This is a genomic window from Micromonospora sp. NPDC048835 (genome assembly GCF_040649995.1).
Lineage (GTDB): Bacteria > Actinomycetota > Actinomycetes > Mycobacteriales > Micromonosporaceae > Micromonospora.
On record NZ_JBEZGM010000001.1, the window covers coordinates 64507 to 81659 of the forward strand.

Below are 17153 nucleotides of genomic sequence, written 5' to 3' on the forward strand. Positions count from 1 at the left end.
GACGTTGAGCCAGGAGGCGCGTGACCTGAGCTGGCTGGTGAGCGCGTTCGCGGAGCGGGTGCCGGGTGTGGCGCACGCGGTGGTGGTCTCCTCCGACGGGCTGCTGGTGGCGATCTCCGACCACCTGCCCCGTGACAACGCGGACAAGCTCGCCGCGGTGACCTCCGGGCTGATGAGTATCACCGCTGGCGCGGCCTCGATGTTCGACGGCGATGTCGTCAAGCAGACGGTGGTCGAGATGGGCCGCGGCTACTTCCTGGTGATGCAGATCCGCGACGGGTCGATTCTGGCCACGTTGGCCGCCGGTGACGCGGACATCGGCGTGGTGGGCTACGAGATGGCCAGGTTGGCGAAGCAGGCGGGGGAGATGCTCACCCCGGCCCTGCGGGCGGAGTTGCAGCAGGCGCTGCCCCGCTGAGTGCGCCGGCCGAGGCCCGGACGGTCACCGGCTCACCCGAGCCGAGCCGTCCGGGCCCGGGCGTCCGGGTGGCGGCGCGGTCAGAAGCCGCCGTCGGCGATGACGGACCGGTACCAGACGGCGGAGTTCTTGAGCACCCGCCGCTGGGTGGCGTAGTCGACGTAGACGAGGCCCCAGCGCTGGTCGTAGCCCTGGTCCCACTCGAAGTTGTCAAGCAGTGACCAGACGTGGAAGCTCTCCAGCGGCACCCCGTCGGCGATGGCCCGGTGCGCGGCGGTGAGGTGGTCGCGCAGGAAGGTGATGCGGCCGTTGTCCTGGACGGTGTCGTCGGTGCCCAGGGTGTCCGGTGTGGGCAGCCCGTTCTCGGTGATGGTGAGCGGGATCGGGCCGTAGTCGCGGGTGACCCGGGTCAGGAGGTCGTACATCCCCTCGGGGTAGATCTGCTGCCATTCGGCCTCGGAGGTCGCCCAGCGGTGTGCGGTGCCGCCGTCGGCGGTGACGTAGATCGGGGTGTAGTACTGCACGGCCAGCAGGTCGATCGGCGCGGAGATGATCTTCAAGTCGCCGTCGCGGATGCCCTGGGCCATCCGGCTGTGCGGGCCGAGGTCGGCGAGCAGGTCCTCCGGGTAGCTGCCCCGCAGCACGGAGTCGAGGTAGAGGCGGTTCTCGTAGCCGTCGTAGAGGTGGGCGGCCGCGGCGGCCTGCGGGGAGTCGTCGGCGGGGTAGCACGGGTGCAGGTTGAGCGCGGGGCCGATGCGGCTGTCGCTGCCGGTGGCCCGCAGCGCGCCGACGGCGAGCCCGTGGGCGAGTTGCAGGTGGTGGGCGACCAGGTAGGCGGCGTCCGGGTCCCGTCGGCCGGGGGCGTGGTGGCCGGTGAGGTAACCGTTCTGCACGACGGTCTTGGGCTCGTTGATGGTGAGCCAGGCCGGCACCCGGTCGCCGAGGGCGCGGAAGACCACGTCGGCGTAGTCGGCGAAGCGCTGGGCGGTGTCGCGTGACTCCCAGCCGCCGGCGTCCTGCAGCGCCTGGGGCAGGTCCCAGTGGAACAGGGTGGCCATCGGGGTGATCCCGCGCTCGTGCAGACCGTCGAGGAGGCGGCGGTAGAAGTCGAGGCCACGTTGGTTGGGCGTGCCGGTGCCGTCGGGCTGGATCCGGGGCCAGGAGATCGAGAAGCGGTAGCTGCGCAACCCGAGGTCACGCATGAGGTCGAGGTCCTCGGCGTAGCGGTGGTAGTGGTCGATGGCCACGTCGCCGGTGTCGCCGTTGCGGGTGCGCCCCGGAACGCGGCTGAAGGTGTCCCAGACCGATTCGCCGCGCCCGTCCTCCTTGGTGGCACCCTCGATCTGGTAGGCGGAGGTGGCCGCGCCCCAGCCGAAGGTGTCCGGGAAGCGCAGCGGGCCGGCGGGCCCAGTAGGTATCGACATGGATTCTCCTCATGGATACGGGACCACCGCCGAAGATTCGGGAGCGCTCCCATGATAGGGCAGGCGCTGCCAGCCGGTCAGCCGGCCGTCAGAGCGGCAGGCGTTGGCGGGTGAGAGGCGGGTGTGGCCCCGAGCAGCGAACGAGGCCGTCCGGGCGGCGCGGTGCGCCTGTCCCGTCGGCCTCTTTTCCTATCGTGTACGGGGGTTTAGTGTGGGGACGGGGGAGGGCAACCCCCGTCCCCACCGTAACTGCACACACACGGGCGAGATTTGGGTCCTGCCGTGCGTGTCGCGCGGGAGCCGGGCCACGCGAGTGGCTCTGGTTCCACCTCCCTCCATGTGGCGGGACGATGGCTGACGACGGCGTCCGGGCTGGCCCGTCGTCGGCCCTCGGTCTGGTTCCCCGGGCTCGTCAGAGACGATCCCAGCGATCTTCTTGTTGGAACCTTGTCGATGGAAGCGCTCCCATCGACCGATGTTGCGACTGTAACGCCCGTCACGCCTTTGTGAAAGCCCCAAAACGAGATCGAAACAAGGAGCTGATCCGGCGCTCCGCGCGCTTGTTGTGGGAGCGCTTCCATGGCACACTGTCGATTCGACGCGGCACGAGCCACACCGCGTGAGTGCGGGTCCACCGAGGGCAGCCGGCAGCACCAGCTCCGGTCACGGTCACCCGATCAGCCGGCGGGACCCCTCCCGTGCGGGCTGCACCGCCGTACCCCGGCCGGGCCCGGGGGAAGACCACCTTCCCGGCGCCTCGACATCCCCGCGGACCACCACCCTCGCGGGCAGGCGCCTTCGCCGGGACCATCCCGGCCTGGCCCGAGGAGACACCGCGCACATGAGACAACTGGCACGACGCCGTCGAGTGGCGATAGTCGCCGCCGCCGTGCTCGCCGTCGGCGGGGTGACCCTGCCCGCCGGTGCCGCACAGGCCGCGCCCGCCTGCGACGTGGTCTACGCGACCAACGACTGGAACACCGGCTTCACCGCCAACGTCACCATCAAGAACCTGGGCGACCCGATCACCAACTGGACGCTCAAGTGGACCTTCCCGACCAGCGGGCAGCGCGTCACCCAGGGCTGGTCGGCCCGGTTCAGCCAGTCCGGCAGCGAGGTCACCGCGACCAACGAGTCGTACAACGGCAACATCGGCACCGGGGGATCCACCACCATCGGCTTCAACGGCGCCCACACCGGGAGCAACCCGAAGCCCACCGCGTTCACCCTGAACGGCACGCCCTGCAACGGCACCCCGGCCAACCAGCCGCCGACGGTCTCGCTGGGCCTGCCGAGCGGGCCGTTCACCGCGCCGGCCGACGTGCCGCTGACCGCGACCGCGAGTGACCCGGACGGGACGATCAGCAAGGTCGAGTTCTACCGCAACGGCCTGCTGATCAACACCGACACCAGCGCGCCGTACGCCTACACCCAGGAGGACCTGCCGGCCGGCAGTTACACCGTGCAGGCCAAGGCGTACGACAACGGCAACGGCATCGGGGTCGACGAGAAGGCGTTCACCGTCGGCGCCGCCAGCGGTCCGACCCTGGTCGCCACGCCGTCCGCGGTGAGCGTGAGTGAGGGTGGCACCTCCACCTTCAACCTGAAGCTCAGCTCCGCACCGACGGCAAGCGTGCCGGTCACCCTCACCCGCACCGGCGACGCGGACATCACCGTCTCGCCGACCAGCGCCACGCTGACCCCGAGCAACTGGAACACCGGGGTCACCGTCACGGTCGCCGCGGCGGAGGACACCGACACCCTCGGTGGTGCCGCCACCATCACCGCCGCCGCCACGGGTCTCGCCTCGCTTGCGGTCACCGCCACCGAGATCGACAACGACACCCCGGGCGGCGACAACACCTACATCGCGAAGTTCCTCGAGCAGTACGGCAAGATCAAGAACTCGGGCTACTTCAGCCCCGAGGGCGTGCCGTACCACTCGGTGGAGACGCTGATCGTGGAAGCACCCGACCACGGTCACGAGACCACCTCCGAGGCGTTCAGCTTCTGGCTCTGGCTGGAGGCGAACTACGGGCGGGTCACCCAGAACTGGGCCCCGTTCAACAACGCCTGGACGGTGATGGAGAAGTACATCATCCCGACGCACGCCGACCAGCCGACCTCCGGCTCGGCGGGCACCCCGCAGTACGCCGCGGAGTACAACCTGCCCAGCCAGTACCCCTCGGCCCTGAACCCGAACATCTCGGTCGGGCAGGACCCGCTCCGCTCGGAGCTGCAGTCCACCTACGGCACCGGCGACATCTACGGCATGCACTGGCTGATGGACGTCGACAACACCTACGGGTTCGGCCGCTGCGGTGACGGCACCACCAAGCCCGCCTACATCAACACCTTCCAGCGGGGCACCCAGGAGTCGGTGTGGGAGACCATCCCGCAGCCCTCCTGCGACACCTTCAAGCACGGCGGCCAGTACGGCTACCTCGACCTGTTCGTCAAGGACACCGGCGCCCCCGCCAAGCAGTGGAAGTACACAAACGCCCCGGACGCCGACGCCCGCGCCGTGCAGGCCGCGTACTGGGCGCTGACCTGGGCCAAGGCGCAGAACAAGCAGGCCGACGTCGCGGCGACCATCGCCAAGGCCGCCAAGATGGGCGACTACCTGCGGTACGCGATGTTCGACAAGTACTTCAAGAAGATCGGCAACTGCGTCGGGGCGAGCACCTGCCCCGCCGGCAGCGGCCGGGACTCAGCGCACTACCTGCTGTCCTGGTACTACGCCTGGGGCGGCGCGTACGACACCAGCCAGAACTGGTCCTGGCGGATCGGCTCCAGCCACAACCACTTCGGCTACCAGAACCCGTTCGCGGCCTGGGCGCTGACCAACACCCCGGAGCTGGCGCCGAAGTCGCCGACCGCCGCAAGCGACTGGACCAAGAGCTTCGAGCGCCAGCTCGAGTTCTACACCTGGCTGCAGTCCGCCGAGGGCGGCATCGCCGGCGGTGCCACCAACAGCTGGGACGGCAGCTACGCCCAGCCGCCGTCGGGCACCAGCACCTTCTACGGCATGTTCTACGACGTCGACCCGGTCTACAACGACCCGCCGTCGAACCAGTGGTTCGGCATGCAGGCCTGGTCGATGCAGCGCATCGCCGAGCTGTACCTGCAGACCGGCAACGCGAAGGCCAAGGCGCTGCTGGACAAGTGGGTGCCGTGGGCGATCGCCAACACCACGCTCGGCACCACCTGGTCGATCCCGTCGGACATGGCGTGGACCGGTCAGCCGACCACCTGGAACCCGACCAACCCGCAGCCCAACACCGGCCTGCACGTCGAGGTGATCAGCAAGGGCCAGGACGTCGGTGTCGCCGCCGCCTACGCCCGGATCCTGATCGCGTACGCGGCCAAGTCGGGCAGCACGGCGGCGAAGACCACCGCCAAGGGTCTGCTCGACGCGCTGTCGGCCGCCAGCGACGCCAAGGGTGTCTCCACCACCGAGAAGCGTGGCGACTACCGGCGCTTCGACGACGTCTACAACGCGTCCACCGGGCAGGGCCTCTACGTCCCGCCGGGCTGGACCGGGAAGATGCCGAACGGTGACGCCATCGCCGCCGGCAAGAGCTTCCTCGACATCCGGTCCTTCTACAAGAACGACCCGGACTGGCCCAAGGTGCAGGCGTACCTGAACGGTGGTCCGGAGCCCGAGTTCAACTACCACCGGTTCTGGGCACAGGCTGACGTCGCCATGGCGTACGCCGACTACGGCAGCCTGTTCCCGAACGGCTGAGACGACCCGGGGTGGGTGGCGTGGACCGCCCACCCCGGGATCCGGCCCGGTCCGGGGAACGACGGACCGGGGCCGGCGGACGGCCTGACACCCACGGTCAGGCCGGGGTGGGCCGGCCATCTGGCCGACGCAGCGGATCGGTCGGCCCACCCCACCGCCCGGACTGAAGCTAGCCGCGAAAAAGCCCAGAAATTCAGGCCGTCGCGGGATCACACCGAGGACTGTGACGGAGTAACGTACGTCACCGGAGAGGCCGCTCCCCCCGTGGCGGCCTCTCCACTTATTTGCCCCGAGTCCGGCCGCGCCCGATCCAGTCAGCGGGGCCGCGTGACCGGGTGACGCAGCCCCGGGTGCCCGGCCGGCAGCGAACGCCGCAGCACCACCCAGCTCAGCGCCAACGCCGCGGCGACCAGCGGCCAGGTCAGCGCCACCCGGGCCACCACCAGCGCGAGCACCTGCCCACCCAGGTAGAGCGGCACGAACACGGCCAGCCGCAGCAGGTAGGTCGCCGTCCACACCCAACTGGCCCGGCCGTAGCCGCGCAGCAGCGCCGGATCGCGCCGCCACCGGGCACGCTGGCCCAGCACCGCGCCCACCAGCACACCCAGCAGCGGCCAGCGCACCACGATGCTGACCGTCCACGCCAGAGCGCTCGCTGCGTTGGACAACACCTGGATCAGAAAGAAGTTCTCGGCCCGGCCGGTGCGCACCGCGATCAACGCCGCGACGCAGACGGCGAGCAGCCCGATCAGCACCGAGCGCGGCCGGTCACCGCGGCGCAGCCGTACGCCGGCCACCACCGCGCCCACGGCCAACGCCGCGCCGACCCCGCCCCACAGCGACTCGCCGCCCAGCAGCCAGCCCGCCGCGAAGGCCAGCGGCGGCAGGGTGGCGTCGACGGCACCGCGCCGCCCGCCCAGCAGATCCGTCAACGACTCGGCCCGCGCCGGCTCTGCCGGACCGGTGTCGGCACCGGCCCGCGCCGGCCCTGTCGGACCGGTGTCGGCGCTGGTGCGCGCCGGCTCCGCCGGCCCCCGGCCGTCACCCACCCGTCGCTGCGGACCGGGCTCGGTCGGGTCGCTGTCGCGCTCCGGTGCTCCGCTCACCACCGCCTCCTCGCCTCCGGCACAACCTAACCGGCGATTGGCGGCAGGCCACCGATCGGAGCGCCGACACCTGCCGCTACGGTGTGCGGATGCGCGCGACGGCACGGGGTTGGACCGCGGTCTGGTTGGTCGTACTGGCCCTCGTCCAGGCGGCTGCCTTCCTCGCCGTGTGGCGGGTGGCCGTGCACTCCGAGGTCGGTCAGTGGGTGGACACGGTCGCCCTCACCGGCAACCGGATCGGGCAGGACACCATCGACGGTCCGGTCGACCGGATCCTCAACGCGATGTCGGTGGTCTCACTGCTGGCCGCGACCGCGACGATCGGGTTCATCGCCCTGATCCGGGGGCGGATCGCCCTGGCGATCACGGCGACCCTGCTGATCGCCGGCGCGAACGTCACGACCCAACTGCTCAAGTACGGGCTGAACCGGCCCGACTACGGTGTCGACCCGGAACGCGCCGCGGTGGGCAACAGCCTGCCCAGCGGGCACGCCACGGTGGCCGCCTCGGTGGCGGTCGCGTTGATGCTCGTGCTGCCGCGCAAGGTGCGGGCCGCCGGTGCCTTCATCGGTGCCGGCTACGCCGCGGCCGCCGGGGTGGCCACCCTCTCCGCCGGCTGGCACCGGCCCAGCGACGCGGTCGCCGCGTACCTCGTGGTGGGTGTGTGGGCGGCGTTGGCCGGGCTGCTCCTGTTGATCACCCAGCGGGAGCAGGCCGAGATCGCCCCGGGTGACGCGCACCGGGTCGCGGCGCTGGTGCTCGGGCTCGGCGGTGTGCTCGCCCTGGTCGCCTGCGGGTTCTCCCTGGCCTGGCTGCTCGACCTGCGCGACACCGGGCCGGAGGAGTTGGCCCGCCGGCCGCTGTTCGTCGGGTACGCGGGCAGCGCCGCCGGGATCGCCGGCGCGATGGCCGTGGTGATGGCGTTGGCGCTCACCGTCGTGCACCGGCTGGTGCCCCGGGTCAAGGGCTGAGCCGCCGGGTGGAGCCGGTTCGGGCGGCGTTCGCGGCCGAGTGCGGACGGTTCGGCGGGGTGCTGTCCGAGCTGACCGACGATGATCTCGGCCGGCCCACCGACTGCCCTCCGTGGACCGTTCGGGACCTGGTCGCGCACGTCCGCACCGGGGTCGGCCGGCTGGCCGACATGCTCGCCGCGCCGGCCCCGCCCCGCGCCGAGGTGGACGCCGCCGGGTACTTCGGCGTCGCGAAGTTCACCGCCGAGGTCGACGCCGACCGGATCGCCGGTGGACAGCGGGAGGCGCTGCGGGTGGGCCGGGCGGCGCTGGCGACCGAGTTCGACCGGGCCTGGCGGGCCACCGAGGCGGCGGTCGCCGCCGCGCCGCCGGACCGGGTGGTGCGAACGCGGCACGGCGACGCGATGCTCGTCGGCGAGTTCCTGCGCACCCGGGTCGTCGAGGTGGGTGCGCACGGGTTGGATCTGGCCGCCGCGCTGGGCCGGCCCGCGTGGCTCACCACATCGGCGGCGGCGGTCATCGGCGACCTGCTCACCGACGGGCGGCCGACTCCGGCGGGGTTGGGCTGGGACCGGCCGGCCCTGATCCGCAAGGTCACCCGCCGGGTGGCGTTGACCGCCCCGGAGCGGGCCGTGATCGACGCCGCCGGCTTCCGGTGGCTCTCCTTCGGTCGCTGACCCCGCGCGCCGTCGGCCGCAGCCCCTGCGGCGCGAGCCCGACCCCGAGGTCCGTGCAACTTCGGGGAAACTGTCCCCTCGGGGCTCCTGGACGCAGCAGTTTCCCCGAAACTGTGCGGATCTTGAAGGGGCGACGGTGGGGCGCGTCGGGTCAGCTCGCGGCGCGCGGGGCGGGGACGTGCGGGACGACACCGCGCAGGTGGCTGAGCACCACCGGGTCGATGCGACCCGGCACCAGCCGCTCCTCCAGGTTTTCCAGGCCGGCCCAGGAGACCAACGCCGCTTCCGTGTCGTCGGCGTGCACGGGATGGCCGAGCGCGGTGAGCAACGCCGCCACCTCGGCGGCGACCGCGCCGCTCAGGTCCAGCAGGGTGGCCGGGTCCGGCCGCCCGAACAGCATGGTGTGCACCGTGAGCAGCCGGCCCAACTCGGTGACCGGCTCCGGGTGGTCGTCCACGCGCAGGTCCACCACCACGTCGCTGGTGCCGCCGTACCCGGCGCCGCGCTCGACCACCAGCAGCCCGGCGCTCTGCCGACCCCGCCGGTCGCCGCCGGCCTCGTCGCCGGCCCGCAGCGCGGCGACCAGCCGCTCGGCGAACGGCAGTGCCGCTCCGGCCTCCCAGGCCGCGCCGAGGGCGTCCACGACCTCCGGCCCGGTGAGGATGTTGCCCTGTGCGGCCCACCCGTCGCCGGCCCGCCCGCCGGCCCACGGGTGGCAGGCCGGCCCGGTCCAGGTGGCACCGGCACCGCTGGCCCCCACCACGCCGAGTTGGCGGTGGTCCCGTTCCGGGTCGGCGGCGATCAGCCCGGCCACCACGTCGGCGGGGGCCACCCCGGTGCGCAGCAGGGTGAGGCCCTGCGGGCGGTAGGCGAGGTTGACGTGGGCCTGGGTGGCCAGCGCACCGACCTCGGCGGCGGCGGCCGGCACCAACGCCCCGGCGGCGAGAAACTTGCTGGCGACGGCGACGCCGTGCAGGCGGCCGTCGGCGGAGCGGGCGACGAGCGAGAAGGTCACCGGCCGACATTAGCCCTCCGCGCCGCGAAGACTCGGGTACGCGGGGCTCAGGGCGTGTGTCAAAGCCCCTTGCCGGACCGCCGCCTGGACTCCGCCTCGGCTCGGCCGAGGACTTTGACACACGCCCTAGAACGGCGGTGCGGCGGGCTCCGGCGGGGCGCCGTGGGCCCGGCGGGCGTCAGCCACCGCGACCGCGGCCAGCACCACCGCCCCGACCGCGGTCGCGGCGACCCCGGGCAGGTGCCGCAGCGGCACGGCCGACGCCAGCAGCACCAGCAGGGCGATCCACCGGGACGGGGAGACCCGTGCGAACACCTCGTACTCCAGGCGGGACCGCCCGGCCAGGAAAAGGATCGGACCGCCGAGCACCATGACCAGCCACGGCCCGGGGATCCGCTCCAGCGGACTCTCGATGATCAGCTCGTACCCGATCGCGGTGGCGGCGAGACCGATCACCATCAGCAGGTGGGTGTCGGCGGCGGACCGGCCGATGTTCGCGGGGTGCCGGGCCTTCGTCACCGCCTCGCCCAGGATCCGCCCGGCCCGCTGCACGTAGATCCGCCACAGCATGATCGAGGTGGCGAGCGCCAGCGCGAACGCCCACGCGTGCCCCGCCTCGTACGGGCCCTTGCTGTACGCGAAACCGGCCACCAGGATCGTCTCGCCAAGCGCGACGAGGAAGAACTGCTGGTACCGCTCGGCCAGGTGCTCGCCGGCGATCTCCCACTTGGAGATCCTCGAGCGGCCCAGGCCGGGCACCGGCCAGCCGCAGCGGGCCGCCAGGTACTCGAACGCCAGCGCCGTCGACCAGAGCACCACCTGCGCGTTGGTGCCCAGCATCGCGCCGCTGATCCAGAGCACCCCGCTCAGCGCGAAGATCACCGCCATCCGTACCTTCAGCCGGCGGTACGGGTGCGCGCCCAACGCGATCGACAGGATCACCGGCCGGGTCACCTGGGCGATCACGTACGCCACCGCGAACATCAGCGCGGTCTGGCTGAACGCCCGGGGGATCGCGACGCCCATCAGCATGCTGCACACCAACGCGGTGATCACCACGGTCTGCAGCGGCACCCGGTAGGGGTCGTAGCGGCTGGTCGTCCACGCGGTGCCCTGCCAGACCGCCCAGAGCGCGAGCAGCAACAGCAGGGTCTTGCCGCTGCCGGTGACCGCCTCCCAGATGTACTTCCGGCCCGTCTCCTCGGTCAGGTCCTCGAATGCGCGCGCCGAGATCCGGGTGAGCGCGAAGACGTACACCAGGTCGAAGAAGAGTTCCAGGAAGGTGGCCCGGCCCGGGGTGGCCACCCCGGGGACCGGCTCCAGGTGTCCTGCCGCCCTGGAACCCATGGTCAGCGGCCTGCGCCGTCGGTCCGGTCCACCTCGAAGTGGTAGCACTTCCCGTCGGCCCGTACGGCCGGAAGCTGGCGATTCTGCCCAACCCGGGGATCTTGCCCGGGGCCTGCGTCAACGGGCACGATCGATCGGTGACGAATCGATGGGGTATGACGGTGCCGCTGGGCGGGATCGCGCTGGCGCACCACGACGCGGCCTACGCGGCGCTCGACCGGGCCGGGTTCACCGACGTCTGGTCCTCCGAGGTCGCCGGGACCGACGCGTTCACCCCGTTGGCGCTCGCCGCGGCCTGGCAGCCGGGGCTGCGGCTCGGCACCGCGATCACCCCGGTCTTCACCCGGGGGCCCGGGTTGCTGGCGATGAGCGCGGCGGCGCTTGCCGAGGCCGCGCCGGGCCGGTTCGCGCTCGGCATCGGCGCGTCCTCACCGGTGCTCGTCCGGGACTGGAACGCGGTGCCGTTCGACGAGCCGTTCCGCCGCACCCGCGACGTGCTGCGTTTCCTGCGCGCCGCGCTGGCCGGTGAGACCGTCGACGAGGTCTACGACACGTTCACCATCCGCCGCTTCACACTTGAAGCACCACCGGCGACGCCACCGCCGATCCTGCTCGCCGCGCTGCGCCCGGGGATGCTGCGGCTGGCCGGCGCGGAGGCCGACGGGGTCATCCTCAACTGGCTCGGCGCCGACGACGTGCCGCGTGCCCTGGCCGAGCTGGGCGAGCGGCGGGCCGGCTTCGAGGTCGCCGCCCGGATCTTCGTCTGCCCCACCGAGGACACCGCCTACGCCCGGGCGCTGGGCCGCCGGCTCATCACCAGCTACCTCACCGTGCCGGCGTACGCCGAGTTCCACCGCTGGCTCGGCCGCGACGAGACGCTCGCGCCGATGTGGGCGGCGTGGGCCGCCGGTGACCGGCGCGGCGCCAACGCGGCGGTGCCCGACGAGGTGGTCGACGCGTTGGTGCTGCACGGCTCCCCGGAGCGGTGTCGCGCCGAGGTGCGCCGCTACGCGGACGCCGGTGTGGACGTGCCGATCATGGCGCTGCTGCCCACCCCCGAGGTCAGCGCCGGCGGCGCGGACGCGCTGCTCGGCCTGATCACCCGGTTGGGCACCACCTCCGTGGAGGTGGCAGCGTGAACCTCACCGACCGGATCGTCGTGGTCACCGGCGCGGCCGGCGGCATCGGCGCGGCGCTGTCGCGCCGGTTCGCCGCCGAGGGGGCCGCCGCCGTGGTGGTCGCCGACCTGGACGCCGAGGCGGCCCGCGCGGTGGCCGAGGACATCGGCCCGGTCGCGCACCCCCGCGCCGTCGACGTCACCGACGAGGAGCAGGTCCGCGCGCTTGTCGCCGACACCGAGCAGCGGTACGGCCGGATCGACCTGTTCTGCGCCAACGCGGGGGTGACCACCGGCGGGGGAGTGGAGGTCGACGACGCCGGGTGGGACCGGGCGTGGCGGGTCAACATGCTCGCCCACGTCTACTCGGCCCGCGCGGTGCTGCCCGGGATGCTCACCCGCGGCGGTGGGCACCTGCTGCACACCTGCTCGGCGGCGGGTGTGCTGACGGCGGTGGGCGACGCCGCGTACACGGCGACGAAGCACGCCTCGGTGGGGTTCGCCGAGTGGTTGGCGATCACCTACCGGGACCGGGGCATCCGGGTCAGCGCGCTCTGCCCGCAGGGGGTGGACACCCCGATGCTCGCTGACGGGCTCGCCGAGGGGCACCTGGGTGCGCGGGTGGTCGCCGCGTCCGGTGCGGTGCTCACCCCGGACGAGGTCGCCGCGGCGGCTGTCGCCGGGCTGGCCGAGGAGCGTTTCCTGATCCTGCCGCACCCCGAGGTCGCCGACTACGCGCGCCGCCGCGCCGAGGACCCGGACGGCTGGCAGGCCGGCATGCGCAAACTCATCCGCCGGTTGACCTCCTGACGGGTCAGGGCGCCGGAACGCGCCCGGCGGCCAGGAGGTGGGAACTGGCGGCGATCAGCGCCGGCTCGCTGCTGTAGACCCGAGCGAGGTCCACCGCCGCGGCGAAGACCGCGTCCCGCGCCGGCCCGTTCGCCGCCGCCTCCGCTGCCGTCCAGGCCGGGCCCTCGACCCCATGTACGACGATGTCGGTCAGCCCCACGGCGGAGCACTCGTCGGTGATCTCCTCGACCCGGTGGAAGTAGGCGTGGGTGAAACCGAGGCGCGGATCGTTGACGCCGTCGCTCAGCAGCGCCCGGGCCTCGTCGAGCAGTCTCTCGTCGAGTCGTCCGGTGGCGGCGGCGTCCAGCGGGCCGGCGAACCGGGAGATGGCAGCGGCCACGACGAGGCCGCCGGGGCGGGTGACCCGGGCCGCCTCGCGGAGGGCCTGAAGCCGGTCGGCTCGGCGGACCAGGTGGTAGAGCGGGCCGAGGAGCAGCGCGGCGTCGTACGTGTCGTCGGCGTCGGGGAGCGCACGCGCGTCGGCGACCCGCGCGTCGACCGGAGGGTGCCCGTCGCCTGCCTGCGCGACGTGACTCGGTACCAGGTCGACGAGGCGGACGTCGTAGCCGGCGACGACGAGAGCCCGCGCGTACTCGCCGGTGCCTCCACCGATGTCCAGCACCCGGGCACCCGGGTCGGGGAGGAGATCGCGCAGGAGCTGCATGGTGCGGATCCACTCCAGTCGCGCCTGCGGCCTGCCGGTGAGCCGCTGGTCCTCGCGGTAGTGCCGCGTGTAGTAGTCGACGATGTCGCTCGCATGCGTGTCCACGCGTCGATGGTCGCCGGTGGACGGTGCGCGGGGCCACCGTGTTTCGCCCGGACCCGCCCCCGGACCCGCCCCCGGCCCCGCCCCCGGCCCTGCCCCCGGACCCTGCCGTCGCTGATCAAGAGGTTTGCGTCAGGAGGAGGCCCGCAGCCGACGCAAAGCTCTTGATCACCGCGAGGAGCGGCGGGCGTGGCGCAGGGGAGTGGGGTTGACCGACCAGAGCAGGCGGCGCCACCAGGGGCGGGCGGAGCGCAGGCTGGTCACGTAGGCGGTGGACAGCTCGGCGGCGCGAGCCGCCTGGTCGGATGTCGCGGCGCCGGGGGCGAAGCCCACCTGGTTGAGCAGGGTGGCCAGTTCGTCGACGGCCGGGGCGGACGAGTCAGCCGAAGCCGGGCCACCGGCGGTTGTTGCGTCGCCGGTGCCTGCTCGGTCGTCACCGGCGGCCGTTTCGTCGCCCGAGGCGCCCGCTCGGGCGTCGGCGAGAGCGCGGTGGGCGTGCCCGGCGACCTCGGTGGCGGCCAGGTCGTCCCCGATCGGTCTGCCGGCCAGCCGGAGCGCGTCGGTGACCTCCCGCCAGGCGCCGGCGATGCGCTGGCCGGGGTCGCCCCGCACGAGCCGGCTGCGGGTCAGGGAGCGGCGCATCGCTAGCAGAGTGAGCAGGAGCGCCCCGACCACCAGCAGCAGGCCGCCGCTGCCGCCGGCGACAAGCACCGGCGTGGAGATCCCGTCGTTGCCGGGCTTGGCGTCGGCACCGGCTGCGGGCTCCGGTGAGGTGCTCGGCTCGGCGGTCGGCGCCGGTGCCTCCGACGGGGGCGGGTCCTCAGGTGTTGGACGGAAGTCCTCCTCCACCGGTCGCGGTTCGTCGTTCGGGCGGGGCAGTGGGTCGAACGCCACCCAGCCGAGCCCGTCGAAGAGCACCTCCGGCCAGGCGAACGCGTCACCGGCAAGCACCGGCCCCTGCCCGCTGGTCCGGAAGCCCACCACCACCCGCGTCGGGAGCCCGGAGAGTCTGCCGAGGACCGCGAACGCCGCCGCGAACTGCTCGGAGGTGCCCTCCTGCCCGCCGCCGTTGCGGGGTCCGAACAGGAAGAAACCCAGATTGGGGTACGCGTGCCCGCTCGGTGCGTCCGCCACCACCCGGTAGTGCTCGGCGAGGAACTGCTCGATCGCCGACGCCCTCGCGTACGGTGCGCCGTTGTCCTCGGCGAGTTGGGTGGCGAGCCGACGCATCGGGTCGGGCACCCCGTCCGCGACCCGCAGCACCCGGGCCACCTCGTCGCCGGCGGGCACGTTCGCGGTGGGCAGCAGGTTGGAGTCGGGGCGTTCCTCGGTGGAGGTCACCGCGTACCGCAGCCCCGGCGTCAGCCCCTCCGGTCGGATCAGCGTCCCGCTCGCCGGGTCGTACGCCACGCGTGCGCCACTGACCTGCTGGGGTGTCGCCACTGCGGGCAGCAGCCGACCGCTCAGCTCCGCCACGCTGATCTGCTGCCGGACCGTCTGCACGGTGCTGTCGCGGGCCGGGTCCGCGGCCGGCAGGATCCGGCCGGCGTTGCGGTACGTCGCGCCGACCCGCCAGGTCACCCCGTCGTAGTCGCTGAGCACCGCCAACCGCATCCGCACACTGAGCGTGCTGTCTGCCGACGGCTCGCTCGTCGGCGGGTCGGCCTCCGGGGCAGGGCCGGCGGGTGGTGCGTCGGGGCGTTGCGTGCTCACCTCGAGCAGTTTCTGCTCCGGGTGCAGGGCCCAGCCGGAGATGCGGATCAGCGGGTTCTCGTCGAGGGTCTGCACCTGTGGTGGTTCCACGTACCGGCGTGGGTCCACCGGCCGGCCGTCGACCTGCCCGGCGACGACCGGGCCGAGCAGCGCGACCAGCCCGATCACCAGGGCCACCCCGAGCGCCGCGCTGGCGGTCAGCCGCAGCCGCACCGCCGCGCGTACCCGGGGGGACAGGTCGGCGGTCGGATCGCCACCGCCGGACGACGTGGTGGGCGTCGCCAGGCCGAGGGCCGCGATCGCGGCGAACGCCACCGTCGGGGCGAGCGCCGGTTCGGCGTTCGGACCGACCATGTAGAGGGTGGCGGCGTAGAGCCCGGCCGCCGGCAGGTAGCCCAGCAGCACCCTGCCGGTGCGCAGCGCCACCTCCGCGCCGGTCAGCCCGGCCAGCCAGGCGGCGACCACCGGGACGAGCACCGTGTCCGGGGTGGGCTCCACCGGGATCATCGCGGTGAGCAGCCGGGGGATGCCGTTGCGGGCAGCGTCCACGGTGACCTCCAGCAGGCCACCGGGCATCTCGGCGTGGGTGGCGGCCAGCCGCAGCGACCACAGTGTCCAGCCGGCCATCGCGGCGACCGACACCGGCGCCACCAACCAGGACGGCAGCCGTCGGGCGGCCACGCTGACCAGCACCGAACCCGCAGCGGCACCGAGGACCAGCCAGGTCAGCAGGCCGCCCGCGTACACCCGGCCGAGCACCACCCCGGCGAGCGCCGTCAGCCCGATCAACGCCAGCGGCAGGACCGCCGCCCGCAGCGCCCGCACGGCCCGGGTCACCACCGGCGTACCCCGTCCCACTCGGCGGCGAACTGCGCGCCGTCGGCGGCGTCGACGACCACCAGGCCGGCGGTGCCCGGTGGCGTCGGCTCGGCCGCGCCGAACACCCCGACCACCACCGAGGGGTACGCCCCGCGCAGCGCGCCGACGTGGCCCAGCTCGTCGCGGCCGCCCGGCCCGGTCAGGAAGATCAGCGTGTCGCCGAGCCGGTCCTGCCGCAGCCGGGTGGTGGCCGCCCGCACCGCGTCGCGGTCCTCGGACAGTTCGGCGGCGGCGAGCCGGTCCAGTGGCCCGAGCGGGCCGTCGGCCCCGCCGTCGGGCGTCACGGTTTCGGCGGCGACCGACAGCAGCAGCACCGGCAGGTCGGCGCGGTGTGCGGCGGTGACGACCGACGCCGCCGCCTCACAGGCCGACTCGAACGACTCCGCGACCCCACCAGAGCGTTGCGGGTGCGCGGCGGCGCGGTTGTCCAGCAGGACGACCAGGCGCGGCAGGCTGGTGTCGACGTTCTCCCGGACCATCAGCTCACCCACCCGGGCGCTGGTGCGCCAGTGCACCCGGCGCAGCTCGTCGCCGACCACGTACTCGCGCAGCGAGTCGAACGTGATCGACCCGTGCGGGACCCCGTCCACCCGGCCGTCGAGGCTGCGCCCGGCGCCGCGGGGCACCGCCGTCAGCGGGTGGATGCGGGGGTACACCCAGACCGGCACCGCCGCGCCGTAGGGGCGGGCCAGCGCCACCAACCCCAGCGGGTCGCGTCGGGTCACCCGCAGCGGGCCGACCGGCACGACCCCGCGCCGGTCGGTCGGCACGTCGTAGCGGACCTCGGTGTCGCGCCCGGGTCGTAGGCGTAGCACCGGCACCGGCACGGTCCGCTGGCCGCACCGGTCCTCGGCGAGCAGGTTCGCCGAGCGCAGCCGGCCGGTGTTGCGCACGGTCAGCGTCATGCTCGCCGGTTCTCCGCGCGCCACCCGGTCCGGGTCCGCGTGGCGGGTCACCGTCAGCCGGGGTCGCCAGGCCGCGACAAGCGCGGCGTAGCCGACGGCCGCGCCGGCCGCCGCGCCGAGCAGCGTCAGCTCGGGGTACGCGAACCGGAAGCCCGCGCCCAGCAGCAGGACGGCGGCGACGAGCAGCCCGGTGCCACGGGCGGTGATCCCCATCGCGG

At 73.4% G+C, this 17153-nt stretch carries 13 protein-coding genes; 6 read left to right on the forward strand and 7 right to left on the reverse strand.

The genetic code is table 11. The annotated features are described in order from the left end of the window. Positions 1–4 precede the first annotated feature (4 nt). Positions 5–418: a roadblock/LC7 domain-containing protein gene (locus AB0C15_RS00280; protein WP_196925059.1), complete on the forward strand. Its 414-nt coding sequence runs from the start codon at positions 5–7 to the stop codon at positions 416–418. 80 nt (positions 419–498) lie between these two features. Here AB0C15_RS00280 and AB0C15_RS00285 read toward each other — a convergent pair whose 3' ends face one another. Beyond that, the gene (locus AB0C15_RS00285) at positions 499–1842 is read right to left on the reverse strand and encodes a GH1 family beta-glucosidase (RefSeq protein ID WP_357347069.1); all 1344 of its coding nucleotides are present in this window, start codon (positions 1840–1842) and stop codon (positions 499–501) included. 841 nt (positions 1843–2683) lie between these two features. On the opposite strand from AB0C15_RS00285, the gene AB0C15_RS00290 reads away from it, so the two are divergent. Continuing rightward, a complete protein-coding gene (locus AB0C15_RS00290) occupies positions 2684–5590 on the forward strand; it encodes a glycoside hydrolase family 48 protein (RefSeq protein ID WP_357347071.1) in 2907 nt (968 codons plus the stop codon). 314 nt (positions 5591–5904) lie between these two features. Here the strand turns inward: AB0C15_RS00290 and AB0C15_RS00295 are convergent, their stop codons facing one another. Beyond that, positions 5905–6522 (reverse strand): DUF3159 domain-containing protein, encoded by a 618-nt coding sequence (locus AB0C15_RS00295; RefSeq protein WP_357347874.1) that lies wholly within the window; start codon positions 6520–6522, stop codon positions 5905–5907. A 257-nt stretch (positions 6523–6779) separates the two neighbouring features. On the opposite strand from AB0C15_RS00295, the gene AB0C15_RS00300 reads away from it, so the two are divergent. Together AB0C15_RS00300 and AB0C15_RS00305 are read left to right on the forward strand one after the other, a co-directional pair. Next, complete coding sequence (locus AB0C15_RS00300; RefSeq protein ID WP_357347073.1) at positions 6780–7667, forward strand: phosphatase PAP2 family protein; 888 nt, start codon at positions 6780–6782, stop codon at positions 7665–7667. Between the two features lie 8 nt (positions 7668–7675). Continuing rightward, positions 7676–8344 carry a maleylpyruvate isomerase N-terminal domain-containing protein gene (locus tag AB0C15_RS00305; RefSeq protein ID WP_357347075.1) on the forward strand — a complete coding sequence of 223 codons (669 nt, stop codon included), beginning with the start codon at positions 7676–7678 and terminating at the stop codon, positions 8342–8344. A 151-nt stretch (positions 8345–8495) separates the two neighbouring features. Here the strand turns inward: AB0C15_RS00305 and AB0C15_RS00310 are convergent, their stop codons facing one another. Together AB0C15_RS00310 and AB0C15_RS00315 are read right to left on the reverse strand one after the other, a co-directional pair. Beyond that, entirely contained in the window at positions 8496–9359 is an 864-nt protein-coding gene (locus AB0C15_RS00310) for a DUF1028 domain-containing protein (protein WP_357347077.1), read from the reverse strand. A gap of 126 nt (positions 9360–9485) precedes the next feature. Continuing rightward, a complete protein-coding gene (locus tag AB0C15_RS00315) occupies positions 9486–10706 on the reverse strand; it encodes a low temperature requirement protein A (protein ID WP_357347079.1) in 1221 nt (406 codons plus the stop codon). A gap of 155 nt (positions 10707–10861) precedes the next feature. On the opposite strand from AB0C15_RS00315, the gene AB0C15_RS00320 reads away from it, so the two are divergent. Beyond that, on the forward strand, positions 10862–11845 hold the full coding sequence (locus AB0C15_RS00320; protein ID WP_357347876.1) for an LLM class F420-dependent oxidoreductase: 984 nt from the start codon (positions 10862–10864) through the stop codon (positions 11843–11845). Further along, a complete protein-coding gene (locus AB0C15_RS00325; protein ID WP_357347081.1) occupies positions 11842–12633 on the forward strand; it encodes an SDR family oxidoreductase in 792 nt (263 codons plus the stop codon). The genes AB0C15_RS00320 and AB0C15_RS00325 overlap by 4 nt, the downstream gene beginning before the upstream one ends. Positions 12634–12637: 4 nt before the next feature. Here AB0C15_RS00325 and AB0C15_RS00330 read toward each other — a convergent pair whose 3' ends face one another. The 3 genes from AB0C15_RS00330 to AB0C15_RS00340 all read right to left on the reverse strand — a co-directional run bounded on the left by AB0C15_RS00330 (position 12638) and on the right by AB0C15_RS00340 (position 17148). Next, positions 12638–13441 (reverse strand): class I SAM-dependent methyltransferase, encoded by an 804-nt coding sequence (locus tag AB0C15_RS00330; RefSeq protein WP_357347084.1) that lies wholly within the window; start codon positions 13439–13441, stop codon positions 12638–12640. A gap of 165 nt (positions 13442–13606) precedes the next feature. Beyond that, positions 13607–15991 carry a transglutaminaseTgpA domain-containing protein gene (locus tag AB0C15_RS00335; RefSeq protein WP_357347086.1) on the reverse strand — a complete coding sequence of 795 codons (2385 nt, stop codon included), beginning with the start codon at positions 15989–15991 and terminating at the stop codon, positions 13607–13609. After that, positions 15985–17148, reverse strand: coding sequence for a DUF58 domain-containing protein (locus AB0C15_RS00340; protein WP_357347088.1), 1164 nt, complete (start codon positions 17146–17148; stop codon positions 15985–15987). Before AB0C15_RS00340 ends, AB0C15_RS00335 begins: the two co-directional genes overlap by 7 nt. Positions 17149–17153 lie beyond the last annotated feature (5 nt).